The 18,328-nt window shown below is 57.9% G+C and carries 12 protein-coding genes; 4 read left to right on the top strand and 8 right to left on the bottom strand.

Annotation, left to right across the window (positions count from 1 at the left end; translation table 11 throughout):
- The first annotated feature begins 177 nt into the window (after window positions 1–177).
- The gene (senB, locus tag AC13C0_RS17750) at window positions 178–1,164 is read left to right on the top strand and encodes a selenoneine biosynthesis selenosugar synthase SenB (RefSeq protein WP_482954811.1); all 987 of its coding nucleotides are present in this window, start codon (window positions 178–180) and stop codon (window positions 1,162–1,164) included.
- On the opposite strand, the gene selD is transcribed toward senB, so the two are convergent.
- From selD to AC13C0_RS17730, 4 genes are all read right to left on the bottom strand, one after another.
- On the bottom strand, window positions 1,161–3,437 hold the full coding sequence (gene selD, locus AC13C0_RS17745) for a selenide, water dikinase SelD (RefSeq protein WP_482954810.1): 2,277 nt from the start codon (window positions 3,435–3,437) through the stop codon (window positions 1,161–1,163). The genes senB and selD overlap by 4 nt on opposite strands.
- Window positions 3,437–4,072: a helix-hairpin-helix domain-containing protein gene (locus tag AC13C0_RS17740; protein ID WP_482954809.1), complete on the bottom strand. Its 636-nt coding sequence runs from the start codon at window positions 4,070–4,072 to the stop codon at window positions 3,437–3,439. Before AC13C0_RS17740 ends, selD begins: the two co-directional genes overlap by 1 nt.
- Window positions 4,073–4,113: 41 nt before the next feature.
- Entirely contained in the window at window positions 4,114–4,512 is a 399-nt protein-coding gene (locus tag AC13C0_RS17735) for a hypothetical protein (RefSeq protein WP_482954808.1), read from the bottom strand.
- Between the two features lie 173 nt (window positions 4,513–4,685).
- The gene (locus tag AC13C0_RS17730; RefSeq protein WP_482954807.1) at window positions 4,686–6,206 is read right to left on the bottom strand and encodes a GNAT family N-acetyltransferase; all 1,521 of its coding nucleotides are present in this window, start codon (window positions 6,204–6,206) and stop codon (window positions 4,686–4,688) included.
- Between the two features lie 191 nt (window positions 6,207–6,397).
- On the opposite strand from AC13C0_RS17730, the gene AC13C0_RS17725 reads away from it, so the two are divergent.
- A complete protein-coding gene (locus AC13C0_RS17725; RefSeq protein WP_482954806.1) occupies window positions 6,398–8,284 on the top strand; it encodes a methyl-accepting chemotaxis protein in 1,887 nt (628 codons plus the stop codon).
- A 55-nt stretch (window positions 8,285–8,339) separates the two neighbouring features.
- Here AC13C0_RS17725 and recQ read toward each other — a convergent pair whose 3' ends face one another.
- Window positions 8,340–10,208, bottom strand: a complete 1,869-nt coding sequence (gene recQ / locus AC13C0_RS17720; RefSeq protein WP_117617139.1) for a DNA helicase RecQ — start codon at window positions 10,206–10,208, stop codon at window positions 8,340–8,342.
- Window positions 10,209–10,428: 220 nt separating this feature from the next.
- Between recQ and AC13C0_RS17715 the strand changes: the two genes are divergently transcribed.
- Together AC13C0_RS17715 and AC13C0_RS17710 are read left to right on the top strand one after the other, a co-directional pair.
- Complete coding sequence (locus AC13C0_RS17715) at window positions 10,429–11,625, top strand: lysophospholipid acyltransferase family protein (protein WP_482954805.1); 1,197 nt, start codon at window positions 10,429–10,431, stop codon at window positions 11,623–11,625.
- Window positions 11,626–11,661: 36 nt separating this feature from the next.
- Entirely contained in the window at window positions 11,662–12,321 is a 660-nt protein-coding gene (locus AC13C0_RS17710) for an alpha/beta hydrolase (protein ID WP_482954804.1), read from the top strand.
- A gap of 18 nt (window positions 12,322–12,339) precedes the next feature.
- Here AC13C0_RS17710 and glgP read toward each other — a convergent pair whose 3' ends face one another.
- Genes glgP through glgB form a run of 3 tightly spaced genes read right to left on the bottom strand, consistent with a single transcriptional unit; the run spans window position 12,340 to window position 18,271 of the window.
- Window positions 12,340–14,892, bottom strand: a complete 2,553-nt coding sequence (gene glgP, locus AC13C0_RS17705) for an alpha-glucan family phosphorylase (protein ID WP_482954803.1) — start codon at window positions 14,890–14,892, stop codon at window positions 12,340–12,342.
- A gap of 32 nt (window positions 14,893–14,924) precedes the next feature.
- Complete coding sequence (gene glgA / locus AC13C0_RS17700) at window positions 14,925–16,388, bottom strand: glycogen synthase GlgA (RefSeq protein WP_482954802.1); 1,464 nt, start codon at window positions 16,386–16,388, stop codon at window positions 14,925–14,927.
- Window positions 16,385–18,271 carry a 1,4-alpha-glucan branching protein GlgB gene (gene glgB / locus AC13C0_RS17695; protein ID WP_482954801.1) on the bottom strand — a complete coding sequence of 629 codons (1,887 nt, stop codon included), beginning with the start codon at window positions 18,269–18,271 and terminating at the stop codon, window positions 16,385–16,387. The genes glgA and glgB overlap by 4 nt, the downstream gene beginning before the upstream one ends.
- Window positions 18,272–18,328 lie beyond the last annotated feature (57 nt).

The raw sequence follows: 18,328 nt of genomic DNA, 5'->3' as shown, positions 1-18,328 counted from the left end.
TAGCCAGGCAGTTTGGGTTTACCACGTTGGGATTTGCAACGAGGGAAATCAGCGATTCCTAGTGTCCCGCAGGATACCTTGATTTACGTTAACTCTGAACAGCTATACGATTTCCAGGATTAATTGGCTCAGGGACCGGCGCCTTATTTTTCACTTATTCAATCCCAAGCGAGTGCCATGAAGATAATTATAATTACGCCAGCAGAACCTGGGTCAAAAGCTGGCAACCGGGCTACGGCAGAGCGATGGAAATCCCTACTGGGAAATGTCGGGCACAGGGTCTCTGTGGTTACGGAATACCGGGGGGAGCCCTGTGATGCCTTCGTGGCATTGCATGCCTGGCGCAGCGTTCAGGCGATACGCCAGTTTCGGGAAACCCGCCCGGGAAAGCCCTTAATTGTCGCGCTTACCGGAACCGATATCTACCGGCACCAGCATGAGTTTCCGCAGGACACGCTGTATTCCATCACGGAAGCAGATGCGCTGATCGGGCTGCATGCGCTGGTGGCAAACGACATTCCCGCTGGGTTCGCCACCAAACTGGTCACCCTCTGCCAGTCAGCGGAGGGGTCTGAAACCTATCCTTCACCGCAACCAACCCAGGCGAATGCAGGGTTCGGCGTGTGTGTAATTGGCCACCTGAGAGAGGAAAAGGACTCCCTACGGGCTGCGTATGCAGCGAGGTTGCTGCCAGACGATTCATCGATCCGGGTTCTCTGCGCTGGTAAGCCCCACAACGGGGAGTGGCAGAGGATGGCCGAGCGGGAAATGGAGCAGAACCCACGCTTCCGCTGGCTGGGCGAACTGGAGCAGGATGAAATCCGGCAACTGATGGCAAACAGTCAGCTGATGGTGATCAGTTCCGTGATGGAGGGCGGTGCCAATGTTGTCTCGGAAGCCTGCAGGGCCGGTCTGCCGGTGATTGCCTCAGGCATCCCCGGTAATATCGGATTGCTTGGCAAGGAATATCCCGGTTATTTTCCCGTGAAGGATGAGCGGACCCTGGCAGACCTGCTTTACCGGGCCGAACAGCATCCGGAATTTCTGGCAGCCCTGAAAGAGCAGGTCAGCCAACTGGCCGGGCGTTTTGTACCGGAAAAGGAGCAGGCATCTCTGGAGCAGGCGCTGACCCTGGCGGTGCAGCGCTGCTCAGAGAGGGTTTAATCCCGAAGGGAGACAGGCTCTATGGGACCGGTTTCGTCCTGAGCCGTGACGCGGCCAATGATGGCGGCGTGGGGATAGCCCAACGTTTTCAGCTCCCGGACACATTCCTCTGCCTTGTCGGCAGCGACGCCGGCGAGCAGGCCGCCGGCCGTCTGGGGATCGAAAATCAGCGGATAGCGGGGATGATTTACCCACTTCTCCTGATCCCGGATACCGCGCCGCAACCGGATATTGGCCGGCTGCAGCGAACTCAGAATGCCCGCGGCTGCGGTTTCCTCAGCACCCGGCAATACCGGAATGGCGGACAGGTCCAGCTCCGCATCTACTCCGGACGGTCTGGTCATCTCCACCAGGTGCCCGAGCAAACCAAATCCGGTCACATCCGTGCAGGCTTTGGAACCAAACTTTCTCAGACAATCCGCTGCGGCCTTGCTGGACTGAACCATGGAGGCGAGGGCAGAGTCGATCCAGCGGCCTTTGGCAGCCAGCCTGGCGTGGGCGGCAAAGAGCGTTCCGGTGCCGATGGGTTTGGTGAGAATCAGCGTGTCTCCGGCTTCCAATCCTCCTTTGCTCATCACGTCTTCCGGGTCGATCAGGCCGTTTACCGCAAAGCCCAGTGCCAGCTCCTTGCCTTCGCCGGTATGGCCGCCCACCAGGGCACAGCCGGCTTCGTTCAGCACTTCCACCGCACCAGACATCATCTGGTACACCACGTCTTCAACCTTGGATTCAATACCGTAAGGCACGGTGGCCACTGCCGTGGCACTCTGGGCTTCGGCGCCCATGGCAAAGACATCGCCGAGGCTATGGTTGGCGGCAACCTTGCCAAATACGTAGGGGTCGTCAATAAAGGCGCGGAAGAAGTCCACGGTATGAACCACCGCTTTACCCGGCGGTACCTTCAGAACCGCCGCATCATCCGGGGCGTGAAGGCCGATAAGGATGTCGTCCCGTTCAATGGGCCTGAGTTCGCCCAGGGCCCGGGAAAGAACGGTACTGCCTACCTTGGCGCCACAACCGCCACAGCGCATGGACACGGCAGAAATGGCCTGGGAGGCTTCCTCAGAGTTTTGGGCGGCAGCCGTATCCGGTAGTTTCGATTCATCCTCCATGGGAGGCAAGTCGTTGAATTTTTTCATGAACCGGCGGTCGATCCAGTCTTTCCAGCGCCAAACCCAGCGGCCATCAAACCGCATATCGCCACGGGATGCCACCGCATACTTGTTACCGGTGCTGATCAGTGCCAGCCACTTCTGCTGCGGGTAGAAGTCCCTCGGGTCTTTGCCGGTTGCCAGCCGTTTGAGGTTGTCCGCCAGGGGGGGGCCTTGCCGCACCGCAAACACACCCGCTTTCTCCCGGGGATGGTTGGTTACGTTGGCGATATCGCCAGCGGCAAAAATGCTGTCGTCGTTCTCGACCTGCAGGGTGTCTCGAACCCGGAGGAAAAGGCCGTCGTCCAGGGCCAGGCCCGTTTCCTTCAGCCACTCCGGACCTCCGGCCCGGGTTACCCAGAGTACCTCGTCGGTTTGCAGGGTTTCACCGGATTCGGTGACCAGCAGACCTTGCTGAACCTTGCTCACCGGCGCTCCGAGATGAACTTTCACACCACGCTCAGACAGCGTTTTCCGGAATACCTCACGAACCTTCGGGTTGTGGGTAGGAAGAAGTTCGTCAGCAGCATCAAAGAGGTGAAAATGCAGTTGCGCTGGGTCCTTGCCCCGCTGTTTCAGCTCGTTCTTGAGGCGGAACTGCATGGCCAGAGTCAGTTCAACACCACCGGCACCGGCACCAACCACGGCCACGGTAAGCGGCCCTTCGTGGTTTTCAATGCGGCAGAGCAGGGCGAGCCAGCGGTTGTTGAAACCGGTAATCGGCTTCACCGGAACCGCATGGTCTGAAGCACCTTCCACGTCATTGACCCGGGGAGACGAACCGATATTGATGGAGAGAATGTCGTAAGGCACATCCGGGCGGCCGCGGCAGATAACCCGCTTTCGATCACGGTTGATGCCGATGGCCTCGGCCCGGTAGAAACGGGCTCCCGCGTATTCCGCCAGTCGACTCAGGTCGATGTGGACATCGTCATAGCTGTAATGGCCCGCTATGTAACCGGGCAGCATGCCGGAGTAGGGTGTGTGGGTATCCCGGCAGATGAGCGTAAGACGCACGCCGGGGACCGGGTTCATGGCGAACCGCTTCAGTACCCCGACGTGGCTGTGCCCGCCGCCAATCAGGACTATGTCCCGTAAAACAGGCTGGTCAGGCGTTCGCATCAGTTAACTTTTTTGGCTTCAGCGGTCAGCTGGCTGTATCCCTTGATGTTTGAGAAGGCCTTCAGCTTTTCCTGATCTGCCTCCGAAGGGTTGGCAATCTGATCGATCGAAGTGATGCCCGCATCCTTCATCTTTTTCGCGGTTGCCGGCCCGATGCCTTTGACCTGGGTGAGATCGCTCCTGTCCACCGGCTTCGTGGCCCTGGCGGCAGGTGCTTTTCTGGCAGCAGGTTTTTTGTCAGCGGGCTTCTTGGCAGGTGCCTTGGTGGCTTTTTTCGGCGCGGCTTTCTTGGCTGCGGTGCTGGCTTCCCGGCTGACTTCATCGGTCAGCTTCTTCACCTCGGCGCCCGCCTCTTTAGAGGCGACACCGAGCCGCTCCAGAATGCTGCTCTGCAGCTCGTGGAATTCGTTCAGGCGACGCTCGAACTCCTCATGGAACCGCTTCATCTCTCGGTCACGCAGCTCGTCGATTTCCTTGAGCAGTTTGCGCACCGGCTCCTGAACCTGATTCTGCAGGCTGTCGAACTGCTTCAACGCATCGTTAACAAGGCCTTCGATCTGGGAAGAGGTTTTTTCGAACTCCTTATTCACTTTCTTGACGATTTTATCAACGTTCTGTTTGGCTTTTTTCGCCATGAAATGTCTCCTTCTGGACGGGTTTCAACAAACAATCTGAATCAGGCCATTTGCCGGAAACCGGGTACGGAGCCTGAGGAACGACGTGATCTGAGCGACTGCTTTTTGGAAAGCACTTCCCGGATCCTGCGAAGTTTCTCAGCCGGGGAAGAGTTTCCGTTGGAGTCGAATTCCACGAAATCGATGGAATAAAAGAAATTGCTGCAATGCTTTCTGCGCTCGGTCACCAGGCCAGACATTCCTTCGGCACGGATCTTGTCAAAGGGCATATCCATAACCAGATCCAGCACCAGGGTATCGCCCGGGTTGAATACCCTGTCGGTTTTTATAACACACCCGTAGCCGTCCAGTTCATACAGGGAGGCTTCGACAAGTTCCTTTTTGAAAAGGCCCTGCCTGACTTTGAAATGGGCGACAAGATCCGGCAATGCTTCATTCATGAATTCAGGTTCTCTGGTGATTTCCGTATCCACAGCAACCTACCTCATTGGGAGACAGGTTGGATATTGATTAAACAATAGACACTGACTTTTGGTTTTGCAACGCCATCAGTGCCATACGATGGCCCCCTAAGGCAGTTTTTCAACAGCCTGGCCTGGCTGCCCGGGCCAAATCACTTGTTTTTCTGTTCGTACATATCAACACGGCGGTCTTTCAGATTGGTAACGGATCCCTCGTTACGCACCAGCATCAGCTTTTCCAGATCCATGTCAGAGAACATGATCATCTCGGTATTCGGCGTTGTCTCCGCCATCACCGCATCGTGGGGGAAGGCAAAGTCAGACGGCGAGAATACGGAGGACTGGGCATACTGGACGTCCAGGTTCTCAACTTTCGGCAGGTTACCGACGCTGCCGGTGATGACGACATAACACTCGTTTTCGATTGCCCGGGCCTGGGCACAGTGACGAACGCGCAGATAACCGTTCTTGGTATCCGTCCAGAAGGGCACGAGGATAATGTCCACATCCTGGGCGGCTGCCATACGGCCAAGCTCCGGAAACTCGATGTCGTAGCAGATCATGATGGCGACCCGGCCGGCGTCGGTTTCGAACACCTTGAACTCGTTGCCACCCTCGATGACCCAGTCACGGCGCTCGTGGGGCGTGATGTGGATCTTGCGCTGCTCGTCTACCCGGCCATCACGGTGGCACAGGTATGAGACGTTGTACACCCGGTCGTTTTCAATCAGCGGCATGGAGCCGGTGATGATGTTTATGTTGTAACTCACTGCCATTTCCGACATTTCTTCCCGGAACTGCTGGGTAAACCCGGCCAGGAAACGAATGGCCCGGGTCTGGTCCATCTGGTCAGTCAGGCCCATCAGCGGCGCGTTAAAAAATTCCGGGAACAGGGCGAAGTCGCTCTTGTAATCAGACAGCGCGTCAACGAAGTACTCAACCTGTTTCAGCACTTCCTCCACGGAGGTAAATTCACGCATCTGCCACTGAACGGCGCCCAGGCGAACCTGGGTCTTTTTAACGTTCAGAATCGACGAGGGCGGGGTATACAGAATATTCCGCCACTCCAGCAGCGTGGCGTAGCCGAGGGATTTTTCGTCCTCCGGCAGGTATTTGTGCATCAGCCGGGTAACCTGGAAATCGTTCGAGAGCTGAAAGCTCAGGATCGGATCGTAGATTTCCTTGCGGTCCACCCGCTGAATGTATTCTTCCGGTGAGTATTGCTCGGCGTACTTGAAATAGTTCGGGATACGCCCGCCTGCGAGAATCGCCCGCAGGTTCATGGAACGGCAGAGCTCTTTGCGGGCTTCGTAGAGCCGACGGCCCAGGCGATAACCGCGGTATTCCGGGTGAATGAACACATCCAGCCCGTACAGCGAATCGCCATTAGCGTTATGCCAGATTTTTTCGTTTCGGAGGATCAGGTCGTCGTAGGTGTGGGGGTTACTGAACCGTTCGTACTTCACGAGTACAGTCAGCGCTACCGCCACCAGTTGCCCGCTTTCCTCAATACAGATCTGCCCATCCGGGAACTGTTCTACCAGTGCCTTAATGGTTTCCTTGGGCCAGGCGCCCCCGATGTCATCGTAGACCCGGTCCATCAGTTGCTGAAGCTGGCCATAGTCCTCAAGCTTCAGATTCCGGAGGTTAAGATGCAGTTCTTCATGGGCCATTCAGTTCGGCTCCCGTTTAATTTGAAAAAAAGGACAAAGGGCTGGAACCCGTCAATACTGTGAAAGTTTATCAGAAGCCGTTAAAGACTTCGCATGGTGGGCCGAAACAAGATTTAACGGATATAAATTTCTGCCGGGTGTAGTATCCGGCGCTTTTCCAAACCCCCACCTTTTTGACCGAGGAAGTGAATGTGCAACTGACTTTCGAACAGAAGCTCCTGACGGCTTTCGGTGTTTTGCTGCTGCTGGTCATGGCAGCGTTCACGCTCTCAGGCGATGTACGACTGCAGAGCACCACGGAAACCTATGTCGACGCATTGATCGACGACACGGTAAAGCAGAGTACGTCGAGTATTGCCGAGTGGCTCAATACCCGCCTGACGATGACCGAAGCCACGGCAAAAGCGCTGGAAAGTGTTCAGGATGATGATCAGGCCCGGCTTGTTCTGCAGATGATCAGGAGCGGTGGCGGGTTCAGGGATGCTTACGTGGGCCGGACAGACGGCTACATGCTTATGCAAACGCCTGAAGCCGACGCGACCCTGCCGGCGGATTTCGATCCAAGGCAGCGGCCCTGGTTTAAGAAAGCCGTGAGTCTTGGCAGAGCTTCTTTTACCAAGCCATACCAGGACGCGGGAACCGGCGACATGATCATTTCAACGCTCGCGCCGGTTAAACGTGGAGAGTATGAAGGCGTGGCCGGTGCGGATATTGGCCTGGGAGCGATCGCCAAAACGCTGTCTACGGTTACCCTGGCAGACACCGGCTACGCTGCGGTGATCAACGAACAGGGCACGGTTCTGTTCCATCCCCGCCAGGAACTGGTCGGCCAAAATATCAGTGGATTGATTGGTGGCAAACCGGACCTGGGCGGCAATGCCGTTGTTTATGAGAATGACGAAGGCACCTGGAACGCCAGCTTCCACCCCATCAGTGAAGCCCGGGGCGTGAACTGGTACCTGGGTACCTTTGTCAATGACGACAAGATCAATGCGCCGGTACAGAGTGCCCGGATGACAGGCCTGGTCATGGCTGCTATTGGCCTGATCGTCTCTCTGGTCGTTCTGCACCTTGGTATCAAGGTTCTTATGGCTCCGGTTCGCCGCCTGAATAATGCCATGGCGGATATCGGCAGCGGCGATGCGGACCTGACCCAGCGTCTGGACGACAGTGCCAAAGACGAGTTTGGCCAGTTAGCGAAAAGCTTTAACCGGTTCGTTGAGAACATCCAGACCGTGGTCCGGGATGTTCAGAAGGGCAGTGCCGAGCTTGGCGGCAATGTCAGGTCTCTGAGAGACACTGCCAGCGCCAGCCGCGCCAGCGTTGACAGCCAACAGGCCGAGATTGATATGGTGGCAACCGCAATCAATGAAATGTCCGCTGCGGCCGGAGAAATAGCCCGGAACGCCCAACAGACCGCAGATGCCGCAAACACAGCTGACAGTGACAGCCGTGCGTCGCTGGAGACAGTCGCGGCCTCCCGGGACGCCGTTCAGAAGCTGTCGAAAGAAATTAACGCCGCTGCGGAGGTGATCGATACCCTTGGCAAGGATGTGAGCTCCATCACCACGGTGCTGGACGTGATTCAGGGCATTGCTGCGCAAACCAACCTGCTGGCCCTGAACGCAGCCATTGAGGCGGCTCGGGCCGGTGAGGCAGGGCGCGGTTTTGCGGTGGTTGCCGATGAAGTTCGTAACCTGGCCCAGCGCACCCAGACCAGCACCGAGGAAATCAGTAACATGATCGAGCGCCTGCAGAAGGGTGCCAATGATGCCGTGGAGGTCATGAAGGCATCAACTGCGGTTTCCAACGTCAGTATGGAAAAAGCCCAGGACGCAATGGAGGCACTGAATCGAATTGCCGAGGCCATTACTTCCATCAGCCAGATGACGTCCCAGATCGCCACCGCCTCTGAGCAGCAGACCTCGGTGACGGAAGAGCTGAACTCCTCGGTCACCCGTATTGCTGACCAGGGCCAGGAAGCCGCTGCCGCTGCCAGTGAGAACGATGTTTACAGCGGCCAGATTGAGAGCATTGGAACAACGCTGAATAAGAACGTGTCCCGCTTCCGGGTCTGACTGAATGGTGCACTACCGGGTGAGGAAGAAGGGCTTTAAAGCCGAGGCCTGAAACTCAGGCCTGATCCAGACCTGCGATTGTTTCCAGGAAAATCTCGCCGTATTTCCCGAGCTTTGCGGCACCGACACCACTGACTTCCGCAAGTTCTTCGAGCGTGCGTGGTTTGCGCTCGAGCATGCCGAGCAGGGTGGTGTCGTGGAAGATCACATAGGGAGGCACGCCCTGCCTGTCCGCGAGGGCCTTGCGGCAGGCTCGCAGGGCTTCCCAGCCGGCCTGGTCGGTGATCTGGTCTTTTATCGGTGCACTGGCACGGCTACCTGCGGAGCGGCTTGAGGTCTTTTTAACCACCGGGTCTTTACGCAATTCGATGGCCTGCTTACCCTTCAGCAAGGGCCGGCACTGTTCAGTTAGCTGCAACGCGCCGTAGCCGTCCGGATCTGCCCGCAGGTAACCGTTTGCCACCAACTGCCTGAATACCGATTTCCATTCGTTAACACTGAGCTCGGTTCCGATCCCATAGGTCGATACCTGATGGTGCCCGGATTGCAGGATGCGCTCGTTTTCAGAGCCTCGCAGTACGTCGATGAGATAGGTCACACCAAACCGCTGGCCAGTGCGGAATACGCAGGACAGCGCCTTCTGCACGGCAACGGTTCCGTCCCAGGTTTCCGGGGGATTCAGGCAGGTATCGCAGTTACCGCAAGGTTCATCAAGCTGGTCGCCGAAGTAGCGGAGAAGCACCTGCCGGCGGCAACTGGTGACCTCGCAAAGGCCCAGCATGGCGTCCAGCTTCTGGCGTTCTACCCGCTTGAACTGGTCGTTGCCTTGGGAACCCTCAAGCATCTGCCGCAACTTGATCACATCCTGCAGGCCGTAGACCATCCAGGCGGTGGAGGGCTTGCCGTCGCGTCCGGCCCGGCCGGTTTCCTGGTAATAAGCCTCCAGGCTTTTCGGCAGGTCCAGGTGGGCTACAAAGCGTACGTCGGGTTTGTCAATGCCCATGCCAAAGGCAATGGTGGCGACAATAATGACACCGTCTTCCCGCAGGAACCGTTCCTGGTGATGGGCCCGCTGCTCACCTGAAAGCCCGGCGTGGTAGGGCAGAGCGGTGTAGCCTTTCTGGGCGAGGGTTTTTGCCGTGGCATCCACCTTGTTGCGGGAAAGGCAGTAGACGATGCCGCAGTCCCCTTCGTGTTCTGCTTTAATAAAATCCAGTAACTGTTTGTTGGCGTTCGTCTTTGGTGCGATACGATATTGAATATTCGGGCGATCGAAACCACTGACGAAGTGCTTTGCCGTGGTGAGCGACAGCCGTTCTGCAATCTCCCTGCGGGTGCGCTCATCGGCGGTTGCTGTCAGCGCGATCCGTGGTATGCCGGGAAAAGCCTCCGCCAGCAGGCTCAGCTGCAGGTAATCGGAGCGGAAATCGTGGCCCCACTGGGAAACACAGTGGGCTTCGTCAATGGCAAACAGGGCGATGGAGGCATTGTGCAGCAGCTCGATGGTGCGTGGCTGAATCAGCCGTTCCGGGGCGCAGTAAAGCAGATCCAGTTCGCCGGTCATCAGCGCGTATTCGGTGGCGCGGGCCTGCTCGAAATCCATGGTGGAGTTGAGGAATGCGGCTTTTACGCCCAATTCCTTCAGGGCCGCGACCTGGTCCTGCATCAGTGCGATCAGCGGCGAGATGACGATGGCCGTTCCCGACCGTACCAGGGCCGGCACCTGATAGCACAGGGATTTACCGCCCCCGGTAGGCATCAGTACCAGCGCATCCCGGCCTTCCGAAACTTCCCGGATAATGTCACCCTGCAGCGGCCGGAAGGTTTCATAACCAAAGACTTCGTGCAGAACCTGTTCCGGATCCCGGCCTGAGGAGGTGGGGCGCTCGGTGGAAAGCTGTTCGAAGTTCTGATCAAGATACATAGGGTAACCGGTTAAGCCGGCAAGGAGCCGGTGTTTGGGTGCAGGTAAAATGCCCTGTTCGGCGCGCGGTGGCCAATGATACCAGAATAACCCTGGCGATTGGCCAGCAAACCAGGTGTCCGGATGGAGGCAAAGTAGCGGAAGAAACGCTACAATACCGCGCTTTTGAACCACCGGTTCACGCCATACTGTGACAGACACTGATAATAACAGGGCTTCCATGCAGGAATTTGATGCCATCCGTCCCTATTCGGACGAAGAAACCGGCGCTGCGATTAACCGCCTGGTCAACGATCAGGAATTTCTGGATATGGTCGGTCGCTTCAAGTCACCGACACTTGCCCGCTGGGCACCTGCCATATTGCGGGTGTTTACCCGTCGCTGGCTGGCCAGCCATTTCGGATATTACAGTCGAATCGACGACTTGCAGGCAGGGCTCTCCAGCTACGTCGGTGAACTGGTGGACAACACCACCACACGGGTGACCACCAGCGGTCTGGAAAATCTCAGCAAACACAGCGCCCACCTATTCATTTCAAACCACCGGGACATTGTATTTGACCCGATGGTGGTGAACTATCTGTTGTTCCAGAATGGTTTCCGCACCACACGGATCGCCATTGGCGACAACCTGTTGGCAAACCCGGTATTTGCGGAAATGATGCGGCTGAACAAGAGTTTTGTGGTGCGCCGTAATATGACCAGCCCGCGGGAAATGCGGGACGCCTACATCACCCTCTCCAGTTTCATCAACCATAGCATCGATACTAATCACAGCATCTGGATTGCACAACGTGAAGGCCGTGCCAAGGATGGACTTGATTACACCGATCCGGCCATCGTCAAAATGTTCTACATGAGCCGCAAGAAAAGCGGACTCGGTTTCGCGGAGGCCATGAACCGGCTGCACATTGTGCCTGTCTCTATTGCCTACGAATACGACCCCTGCGATGCCGACAAGGCTCAGGAACTGGAAGCCCGGGCCCGCACCGGTGGATACATCAAGCGGGAAGGTGAGGATACCGAACAGATCATGAGGGGCCTGACCGGCTTCAAGGGCCATGTGCACGTGCATTTTGGAGCTCCCATCCATGATTCACCGGAGAATCCAAAGGACCTTGCAGCCCGGATAGACCGGGAAATGCACGCCAATTATCACCTTCATGCCTCAAACCTGGTGGCTTATCAGCAGCGAGGACTCCACCCCGGGGCCCACGCCACACCCGATACCGTGAGCGATGCCGTGGTAACCGCGGAAACCTGGTCACCAGCGGAAATGGAGGCGGCCGAGGCGGAAATGGAGCGACGTCTGGGTGCCTGCGACCCGGCGATTCGACCCTACCTGCTGGATATGTATGCCAATCCGGTGGTGACGGCCCTTGACGCCAACACCGGGAAGGCCAACGGTTCCGAATGACCCGGCCTTACATTTTTTCTGACAAGAGGTAGCCCAGTGCAAGATCTTCAGTATATTGAACTCGAGACCGGGGAAAACCCGACTGCGGCCGTTATATGGCTCCATGGCCTTGGCGCCAGCGGCCACGATTTCGAACCGATTGTGCCTGAGCTTGGCCTACCGGAGGGTGCGGCGGTGCGATTTATTTTCCCTCACGCCCCCAACCTGCCGGTCACCATCAACGGCGGGATGACCATGCCGGCCTGGTATGACATCAAGGCGATGGACATCGACCGGGTGGTGGACACCGAACAGCTGATGGCGTCGGCCAGGGCTGTCGGCAAGCTGGTGCAACGGGAAATCGAAAAGGGCATTCCCGCCCACCGGATTATCATCGCCGGTTTCTCCCAGGGCGGGGCGGTTGCCTATGAGCTGGGGCTCAGCTACCCGGAACGCCTGGGTGGCATTCTGGCGCTATCGACCTATTTCGCCACGGCGGCTTCCGTTCAGCGCTCCGCAGCAAACGCCGACGTTCCCATCAGCGTTTACCACGGCACCTTTGACCCGATTGTTCCGGAATCATTGGGCGTGCGTAGTGTCGAAACGCTGAAAGACATGGGTTACGCCCCTACGTACCAGACCTTCCCCATGGAACACAGCGTGTGCCTTGAGGAAGTGCTGGATATCGGTCGCTTCATCCGCCGGTACGTTCTGTAAGACGGGCCATGCACGGGCTCAGACCCAGAGCATGGCGCCCATTTCCAGCGGATGGGTTAACGCCTCGTGATGAGGATACATTCGCAACCTGAGGGTTTGGAGTCCGGGGTAGGGAGGCTGGACCCGGGTGGCAAATACCGTTCGGCCATCCGCTTCACTTTCTTTTTCTAGAAAGAAACTGTCTGGCCCCGGGCTCTCGTGGGTTCCCGTGCACTCCGGGCTGACCAGGCACTCGACCCGCACATCGTCCGCGCTCAAGCCATTGAGTAATGCCTCCACCCGGAGCTCAACGGTGTCGTTGTGGGGGCAGCGAGCCTCAACACAGCCCACCACGTGTAATTCAACACCCGGCCACGCCTCCCGTACCTTCGCTTTCCAGTCCGCCAGCCCGGTGGCCACCTTGCCACCATCGGCCATCAGCAGGGCTCCCTGGCTTGAGGCCGGCTGATAATAGTTGGTGACGTAATCCATCACCATACGCTGGCTGTTGAATCGGGGTGTAATCGTTTTCATGGAAGCTTTCGAGCGTTTTACCCAGCCCCTCGAGAAGCCCTGGGAGACCCGCTCGTAATAGAGCGGAACCACTTCAAACTCCAGTAGATCCAGCAGATCCCGGGCTTCCTCTTCGTTACGGAATCCGGCATCCAGCTCAGTGTCCCTGGGCGGAATCGCCCAGCCGTTCTTGCCGTCGTAGCCTTCACCCCACCAGCCATCAAGCACGCTGAGATTCAGTGCACCGTTGAGGGCGGCCTTTTCACCGGAGGTTCCGCTGGCCTCCTTCGGGTATTCCGGCGTGTTCAGCCAGACATCCACGCCACTGAGCAGGCGTCTCGCCATGGCCTGGTCGTAATCCTCCAGCAGGATCAGATGCCCCATGAGCGAGGGATGCATGGAAAGATCGTGAATCACCTTGATAAGGCGCTGGCCGGGCTTGTCCCGGGGGTGGGCCTTGCCGGCGAAAACCAGAACGACCGGGCGATCCGGATTGGTGAGAATGCGCTCCAGCCGGTCAAGGTCAGAGAAGATCAGAGTGGCGCGTTTGTAGGTGGCAAATCGCCGGGCAAAGCCGATTACCAGGGTGTCTTTTTCCGAAGAAATGAGCTGTCGGGTCATCCTGTCGGTAACCGAATGGCCGATTCCGTTGCGTTTGTGCTGGCGTCTCAGGCGCCGAACAATATACTCGCCCATCTGTTGCTTGAGGGCTTTATGCACACTCCAGTAGTGATAATCCGGAATCTGATCGATAAATTCCCAGAACTGCTGGTTTCTCAGCTCACTCTTCCACGTGGGGGCCTGGATATCGAATAGGCTAGACCATTCCGGCGCCAGAAAGGTGGGAACATGCACGCCATTGGTGATGTAGCCAAGAGGGTTTTCTTCCGCCGGGACCTGGGGCCAGATGTCCCCCTCCATATGAGAGGCCACGCCACCGTGGATGCGGCTGACACCGTTGTGGAAGCGTGAGCCCCGCAGGCCCAGGCTAGTCATGTTGAAAGTGTCACCGCCCGCTTTGGCCCCGAGAGCAAATACCGTTTCGAAGTCCAGCCCCGATTCCTCCAGGTAATGACCGAGGGCATGGTGAACCAGATCCCTGGGGAAGATGTCGTGGCCGGCTGCTACAGGCGTGTGGGTGGTAAATAGGGTGGCACCGGCGACGGCTTCCAGTGCGGCTTCAAAATTCAGCCCGGAGGCCATGATGTGCCGGCAACGTTCGAGGATCTGGAACGCCGCATGACCCTCGTTGATGTGCCACACCGTCGGTTTCAGGCCCAGCGCCTCCAGTACCCGGGTTCCACCGATGCCCAGCAGCATCTCCTGGCTGATCCGGGTGGACTCGTCGCCACCATAAAGCTGTAAGGTCAGTTCCTGGTCTTCGGAGCTGTTTTCCTCTGTGTGGCTGTCCAGCAGGTACAAGCGGATATGACCAACCCGTGCTTCCCAGACCCGCGCTACCACGTCGCGGCCGGGGAAGGGCACGGAAACCTTGAGCACTTCGCCGTCTTTTTCCACGGGCGTTATCGGCAGTTCATCGCTGGAATGGGACTGGTACCTGGCGATCTGCTGGCCCAGAGCGTCGATACTCTGGATGAAATATCCCTGCTGGTACAGTAGGCCAACGGCGACAAAGGGCAACGCCAGATCACTGGCGGCCTTGCAATGATCGCCCGCGAGAATGCCGAGGCCTCCGGAGTAAATGGGAAAGCTCTCATGGAAGCCAAACTCGGCACAGAAGTAGGCCACCAACGTCTTTTCCGGATCCAGCTTTTCGGTGACTTCCGGCCCGGGACCTGCCTCCAGGTAGGCATCATAACTGCTCAGTACCCGGCGGTATTCGGCCAGGAAAGCCCGGTCTTCCGAAGCCTCATCGAGCCGGTCCTGGGCCACACGGCGCAGAAACAGCTTGGGGTTATGCTCAACTTTCAGCCAAAGCCGAAGGTCAATCCGGGCGAGCAGGCTGCGAACGCCGTGATCCCAGCTGTAAAACAAATCGTTGGCCAGCTCATCAAGACGCTCCAGCGCCTCGGGAATAATGGGATGGGCCTCAAGTCGGAATTCCGTCGCTTTATGCATGTTGATTGTCTCCAGGCGGGTACACGCTCCCACTAATCCTGCAGTTGATGTTGACGTTCTTTCAGAATGTTCCGGTAGAGGTCACCATAATTGAGGGCCCGCCGCTTCCAGGAATAGTCCGTTGCCATGCCGTTTTGCTGAAGCCGGCGCCACTGTTTGCGCTGCCTGAAATACTCCAGTGCACGGTTGACTGCTCCCAGAAGTGCCGGGGCGCTGGCCTCGCCGAACCGGAAGCCGTTGGCCCGGTCGATGCCGACGTCCTGCGGGTCGTTTACGGTGTCTGATAACCCGCCAACCCCGTGCACCACCGGCACCGTGCCGTAGCGCAGGCTGTACATCTGGTTGAGGCCGCAAGGCTCAAACCGGGATGGCATCAGGAACAGATCGCAACCGCCGGTGATTCGGTGAGACAGCCCCTCGTCGTAACCGAGGGTCAGGGACATCTGCTCAGGCCATTGCCTCGCCAGCAGTTTCAGGGGTTCCTCGTAGCGGGTCTCACCGGACCCGAGAATCACAAACTGACAGCCCTTTTCCAGCAATTCGGGCATCACCGCAATCAGCCAGTCCACACCTTTTTGCTCCACCAGCCGGCCAATGAATCCCAGCAGCGGGCCACCGTTGACCTTAAGGCCCAGTTCCTGCTGAAGCAGGGCCTGGCACTGGGCTTTGTTCTTAAGGTGTTCGCGCCCGTAGTGAAAGGCAAGCTCGGGATCTTCCTCCGGATTCCATACCCGGGTATCAATGCCGTTGAGAATTCCCGTTAACGCCGCCTGCCGATGCCGGAGCAGGCCATCGAGGCCACAGCCAAACTCCGGGGTCTGGATTTCACGGGCATAACCGGGGCTGACGGTGGTAATGCGATCACTGAACACCAGGCCGCCCTTGATGAAGGACAACTGGCCGTAGAATTCCAGTTGGTCCAGCCGCCAGAGTGAATCCGGCAACCCCAGGGCCCGGAAGGTTTCGTGGGAGAAAATACCCTGGTAGGCGAGATTGTGGATCGTGAAAACGGTGCCCGGCCGGTCCTGACAGGATTCCATAAAGACCGGAATAAGCCCGGTCTGCCAGTCATTGCAGTGGACCAGATCCGGTTTCCAGGTTATCCCGGCATCGCCCGTGGCCATCATCGCACCGACTCTGGCAAACAGCGCGAATCGATGGGCGTTATCCCACCAGTCTTTTCCCTCATCGTTTCTGTAAGGGTCTCCGGGCCGGTCAAACAGCGGCGGACAATCCACCAGCCAGAGCGTTACCGCCGTGCCAGGGAGCCGGGTCTGCCAGAGACTGACACTGTATTGCCCGATCTGGAACCGGGACTTTCTCCGGGAACCGGCTTTTCTGGCTGCTTTCAGGGCATCCGGATACCCCGGCAACAGAATCTGGACATCGTATTCAAGCCGGCAGAGTGCCTCTGGCAGGCTGGCTGAGACATCAGCAAGACCGCCGGTTTTCACCAGCGGGTAGACCTCACTGGTGGCGAACAGAACCCGGATCATAAGGCCGGCCTCAGGACAATCGCGCCCAGTGGCGGCAGAGTCAGTTCCAGTGACCAGTTGCGGTTCATCCAGGGTTGTTCGTCCGCAGGCATGGGGTAGGGATTGCCCAGGTTACTGCCACCATAATATTCGGAATCCGAATTGAAGATTTCCCGCCAGATGCCGCCCTGGGGTAGCCCGATGCGGTAGTGGTGCCGGGGCATGGGCGTGAAATTGACCACAATGACTGACGTTTCACCTTTGGCTGTGCGCAAAAAGCTGATCACGGATTGGGGAGAGTCGTGGCAGTCAATCCATTCAAAGCCTTCGGGCCTGAAACACTCACCGTGCAGCGATACTTCCCGGCGATAGAGGCCGTTGAGATCCTGTACCAGGCGTTTGAGGCCCTGGTGCTCCGGATAGGCCAGCAGCGACCAGTCCAGTTCCCGTGATTCACTCCACTCCCGGCGCTGGCCGAATTCGCCGCCCATAAACAGCAGCTTGGCACCGGGATAACCGTACATGTAGGTGAACAGCAATCGTAACGAGGCGCGCTGCTGCCACTCGTCTCCCGTCATCTTGTTGATCAGGCTGCCTTTACCATGGACCACCTCATCGTGGGACAGTGGCAGCAGGAAATTCTCGGTGAATGCGTAGAGCAGGCCGAAGGTCAGTTTGTCGTGGTGGTACTGGCGGTAAACAGGATCCTGCTGAAGGTAATCCAGGGTGTCGTGCATCCAGCCCATGTTCCATTTCAGGTTGAAGCCGAGGCCGCCGATTTCCGGCGGGCGGGTAACCCGTGGCCAGGAGGTGGATTCCTCGGCACAGACCAGGGTTCCCGGAAAACGGCTCTCGCAAACGCGGTTCAGTTCCCGCAGAAACTCGATGGCTTCCAGATTCTCATGACCACCATGGACGTTCGGCAACCATTCGCCTTCCTTGCGGGAGTAATTCAGGTAAAGCATTGAGGCCACGGCATCCACACGCAAACCGTCGACATGGAAGGCGTCAAGCCAGAACAGGGCGCTGCCGATCAGGAAATTCCGGACCTCATGCCGGCCGTAATTGTAGATCAGGGTGCCCCAGTCCTGGTGCTGGCCCTTGCGGGGATCTTCGTGCTCGTAGAGCGCGCTGCCATCAAAACGGGCGAGGGCATGCTCGTCGGTGGGAAAGTGGCCGGGCACCCAGTCCAGAATAACGCCGATGTTGTGACGATGGCACTGGTCCACCAGATAGCGCAGGTCGTCTGGGGTGCCGAACCGGCTGGTCGGAGCGTAGTAGCCGGTGGTCTGGTAGCCCCAGGACTCGTCCAATGGGTGCTCGGTAACCGGCAGCAGCTCAATGTGGGTAAAGCCCAGTTCCAGCACGTAAGGAATCAATTGGTCGGCGAGCTCGCGGTAGGTCAGCCAACGCCCGGAGCCGTGGTGGCGCCAGGAAGCGGCATGTACCTCGTAGATTGAAATCGGTGAGTCCTGCCAGTTCCAGCGAACGCGCCGGGCGATCCAGTCTCCATCTCCCCAGCCAAAGTGGCCGCGCTCAGTCACCACGGCGGCGGTGGCGGGTCTCAGCTCAAAGGCCTGGCCATAGGGGTCGGTTTTCAGCAGCTGACCACCCTTATCGGTGGTTATGGCGAACTTGTAGAGGGTTCCGGTGCCGATACCCGGAATGAAGCATGACCAAACCCCCATGCCTTCATGCAGACTCATGCCGTGGGTGCTGGCATCCCAGTGATTGAAATCTCCGACAACGCTGACCGCTTTGGCCTGGGGAGCCCACACCGCAAACCGGACTCCCTCAACGCCCCGGCTTTTGCAGACGTGAGCGCCCAGTACGTTGTAAATGTGCCAATGCCTGCCTTCGGCAAAGAGATGAAGGTCGAATTCGCTGAGCGTTGGACTATCCATAGACCGTGTTTTTCCTAACCAGGTGGAGCTTCCATTTGACGTTATTGAGCCTGTTTA

This window comes from Marinobacter sp. B-21 (assembly GCF_056857895.1).
This window is presented reverse-complemented; position numbering and strand designations above follow the sequence as displayed.

Bases quoted from the DNA above. Each gene is read 5' to 3' on its own strand.
- recQ (WP_117617139.1), bottom strand. From the start codon at position 10,208: ATGTATCTTGATCAGAACTTCGAACAGCTTTCCACCGAGCGCCCCACC.
- glgP (WP_482954803.1), bottom strand. From the start codon at position 14,892: ATGCATAAAGCGACGGAATTCCGACTTGAGGCCCATCCCATTATTCCC.
- AC13C0_RS17735 (WP_482954808.1), bottom strand. From the start codon at position 4,512: ATGAATGAAGCATTGCCGGATCTTGTCGCCCATTTCAAAGTCAGGCAG.
- AC13C0_RS17730 (WP_482954807.1), bottom strand. From the start codon at position 6,206: ATGGCCCATGAAGAACTGCATCTTAACCTCCGGAATCTGAAGCTTGAG.
- glgA (WP_482954802.1), bottom strand. From the start codon at position 16,388: ATGATCCGGGTTCTGTTCGCCACCAGTGAGGTCTACCCGCTGGTGAAA.
- glgB (WP_482954801.1), bottom strand. From the start codon at position 18,271: ATGGATAGTCCAACGCTCAGCGAATTCGACCTTCATCTCTTTGCCGAA.
- AC13C0_RS17740 (WP_482954809.1), bottom strand. From the start codon at position 4,072: ATGGCGAAAAAAGCCAAACAGAACGTTGATAAAATCGTCAAGAAAGTG.
- selD (WP_482954810.1), bottom strand. From the start codon at position 3,437: ATGCGAACGCCTGACCAGCCTGTTTTACGGGACATAGTCCTGATTGGC.
- AC13C0_RS17715 (WP_482954805.1), top strand. From the start codon at position 10,429: ATGCAGGAATTTGATGCCATCCGTCCCTATTCGGACGAAGAAACCGGC.
- senB (WP_482954811.1), top strand. From the start codon at position 178: ATGAAGATAATTATAATTACGCCAGCAGAACCTGGGTCAAAAGCTGGC.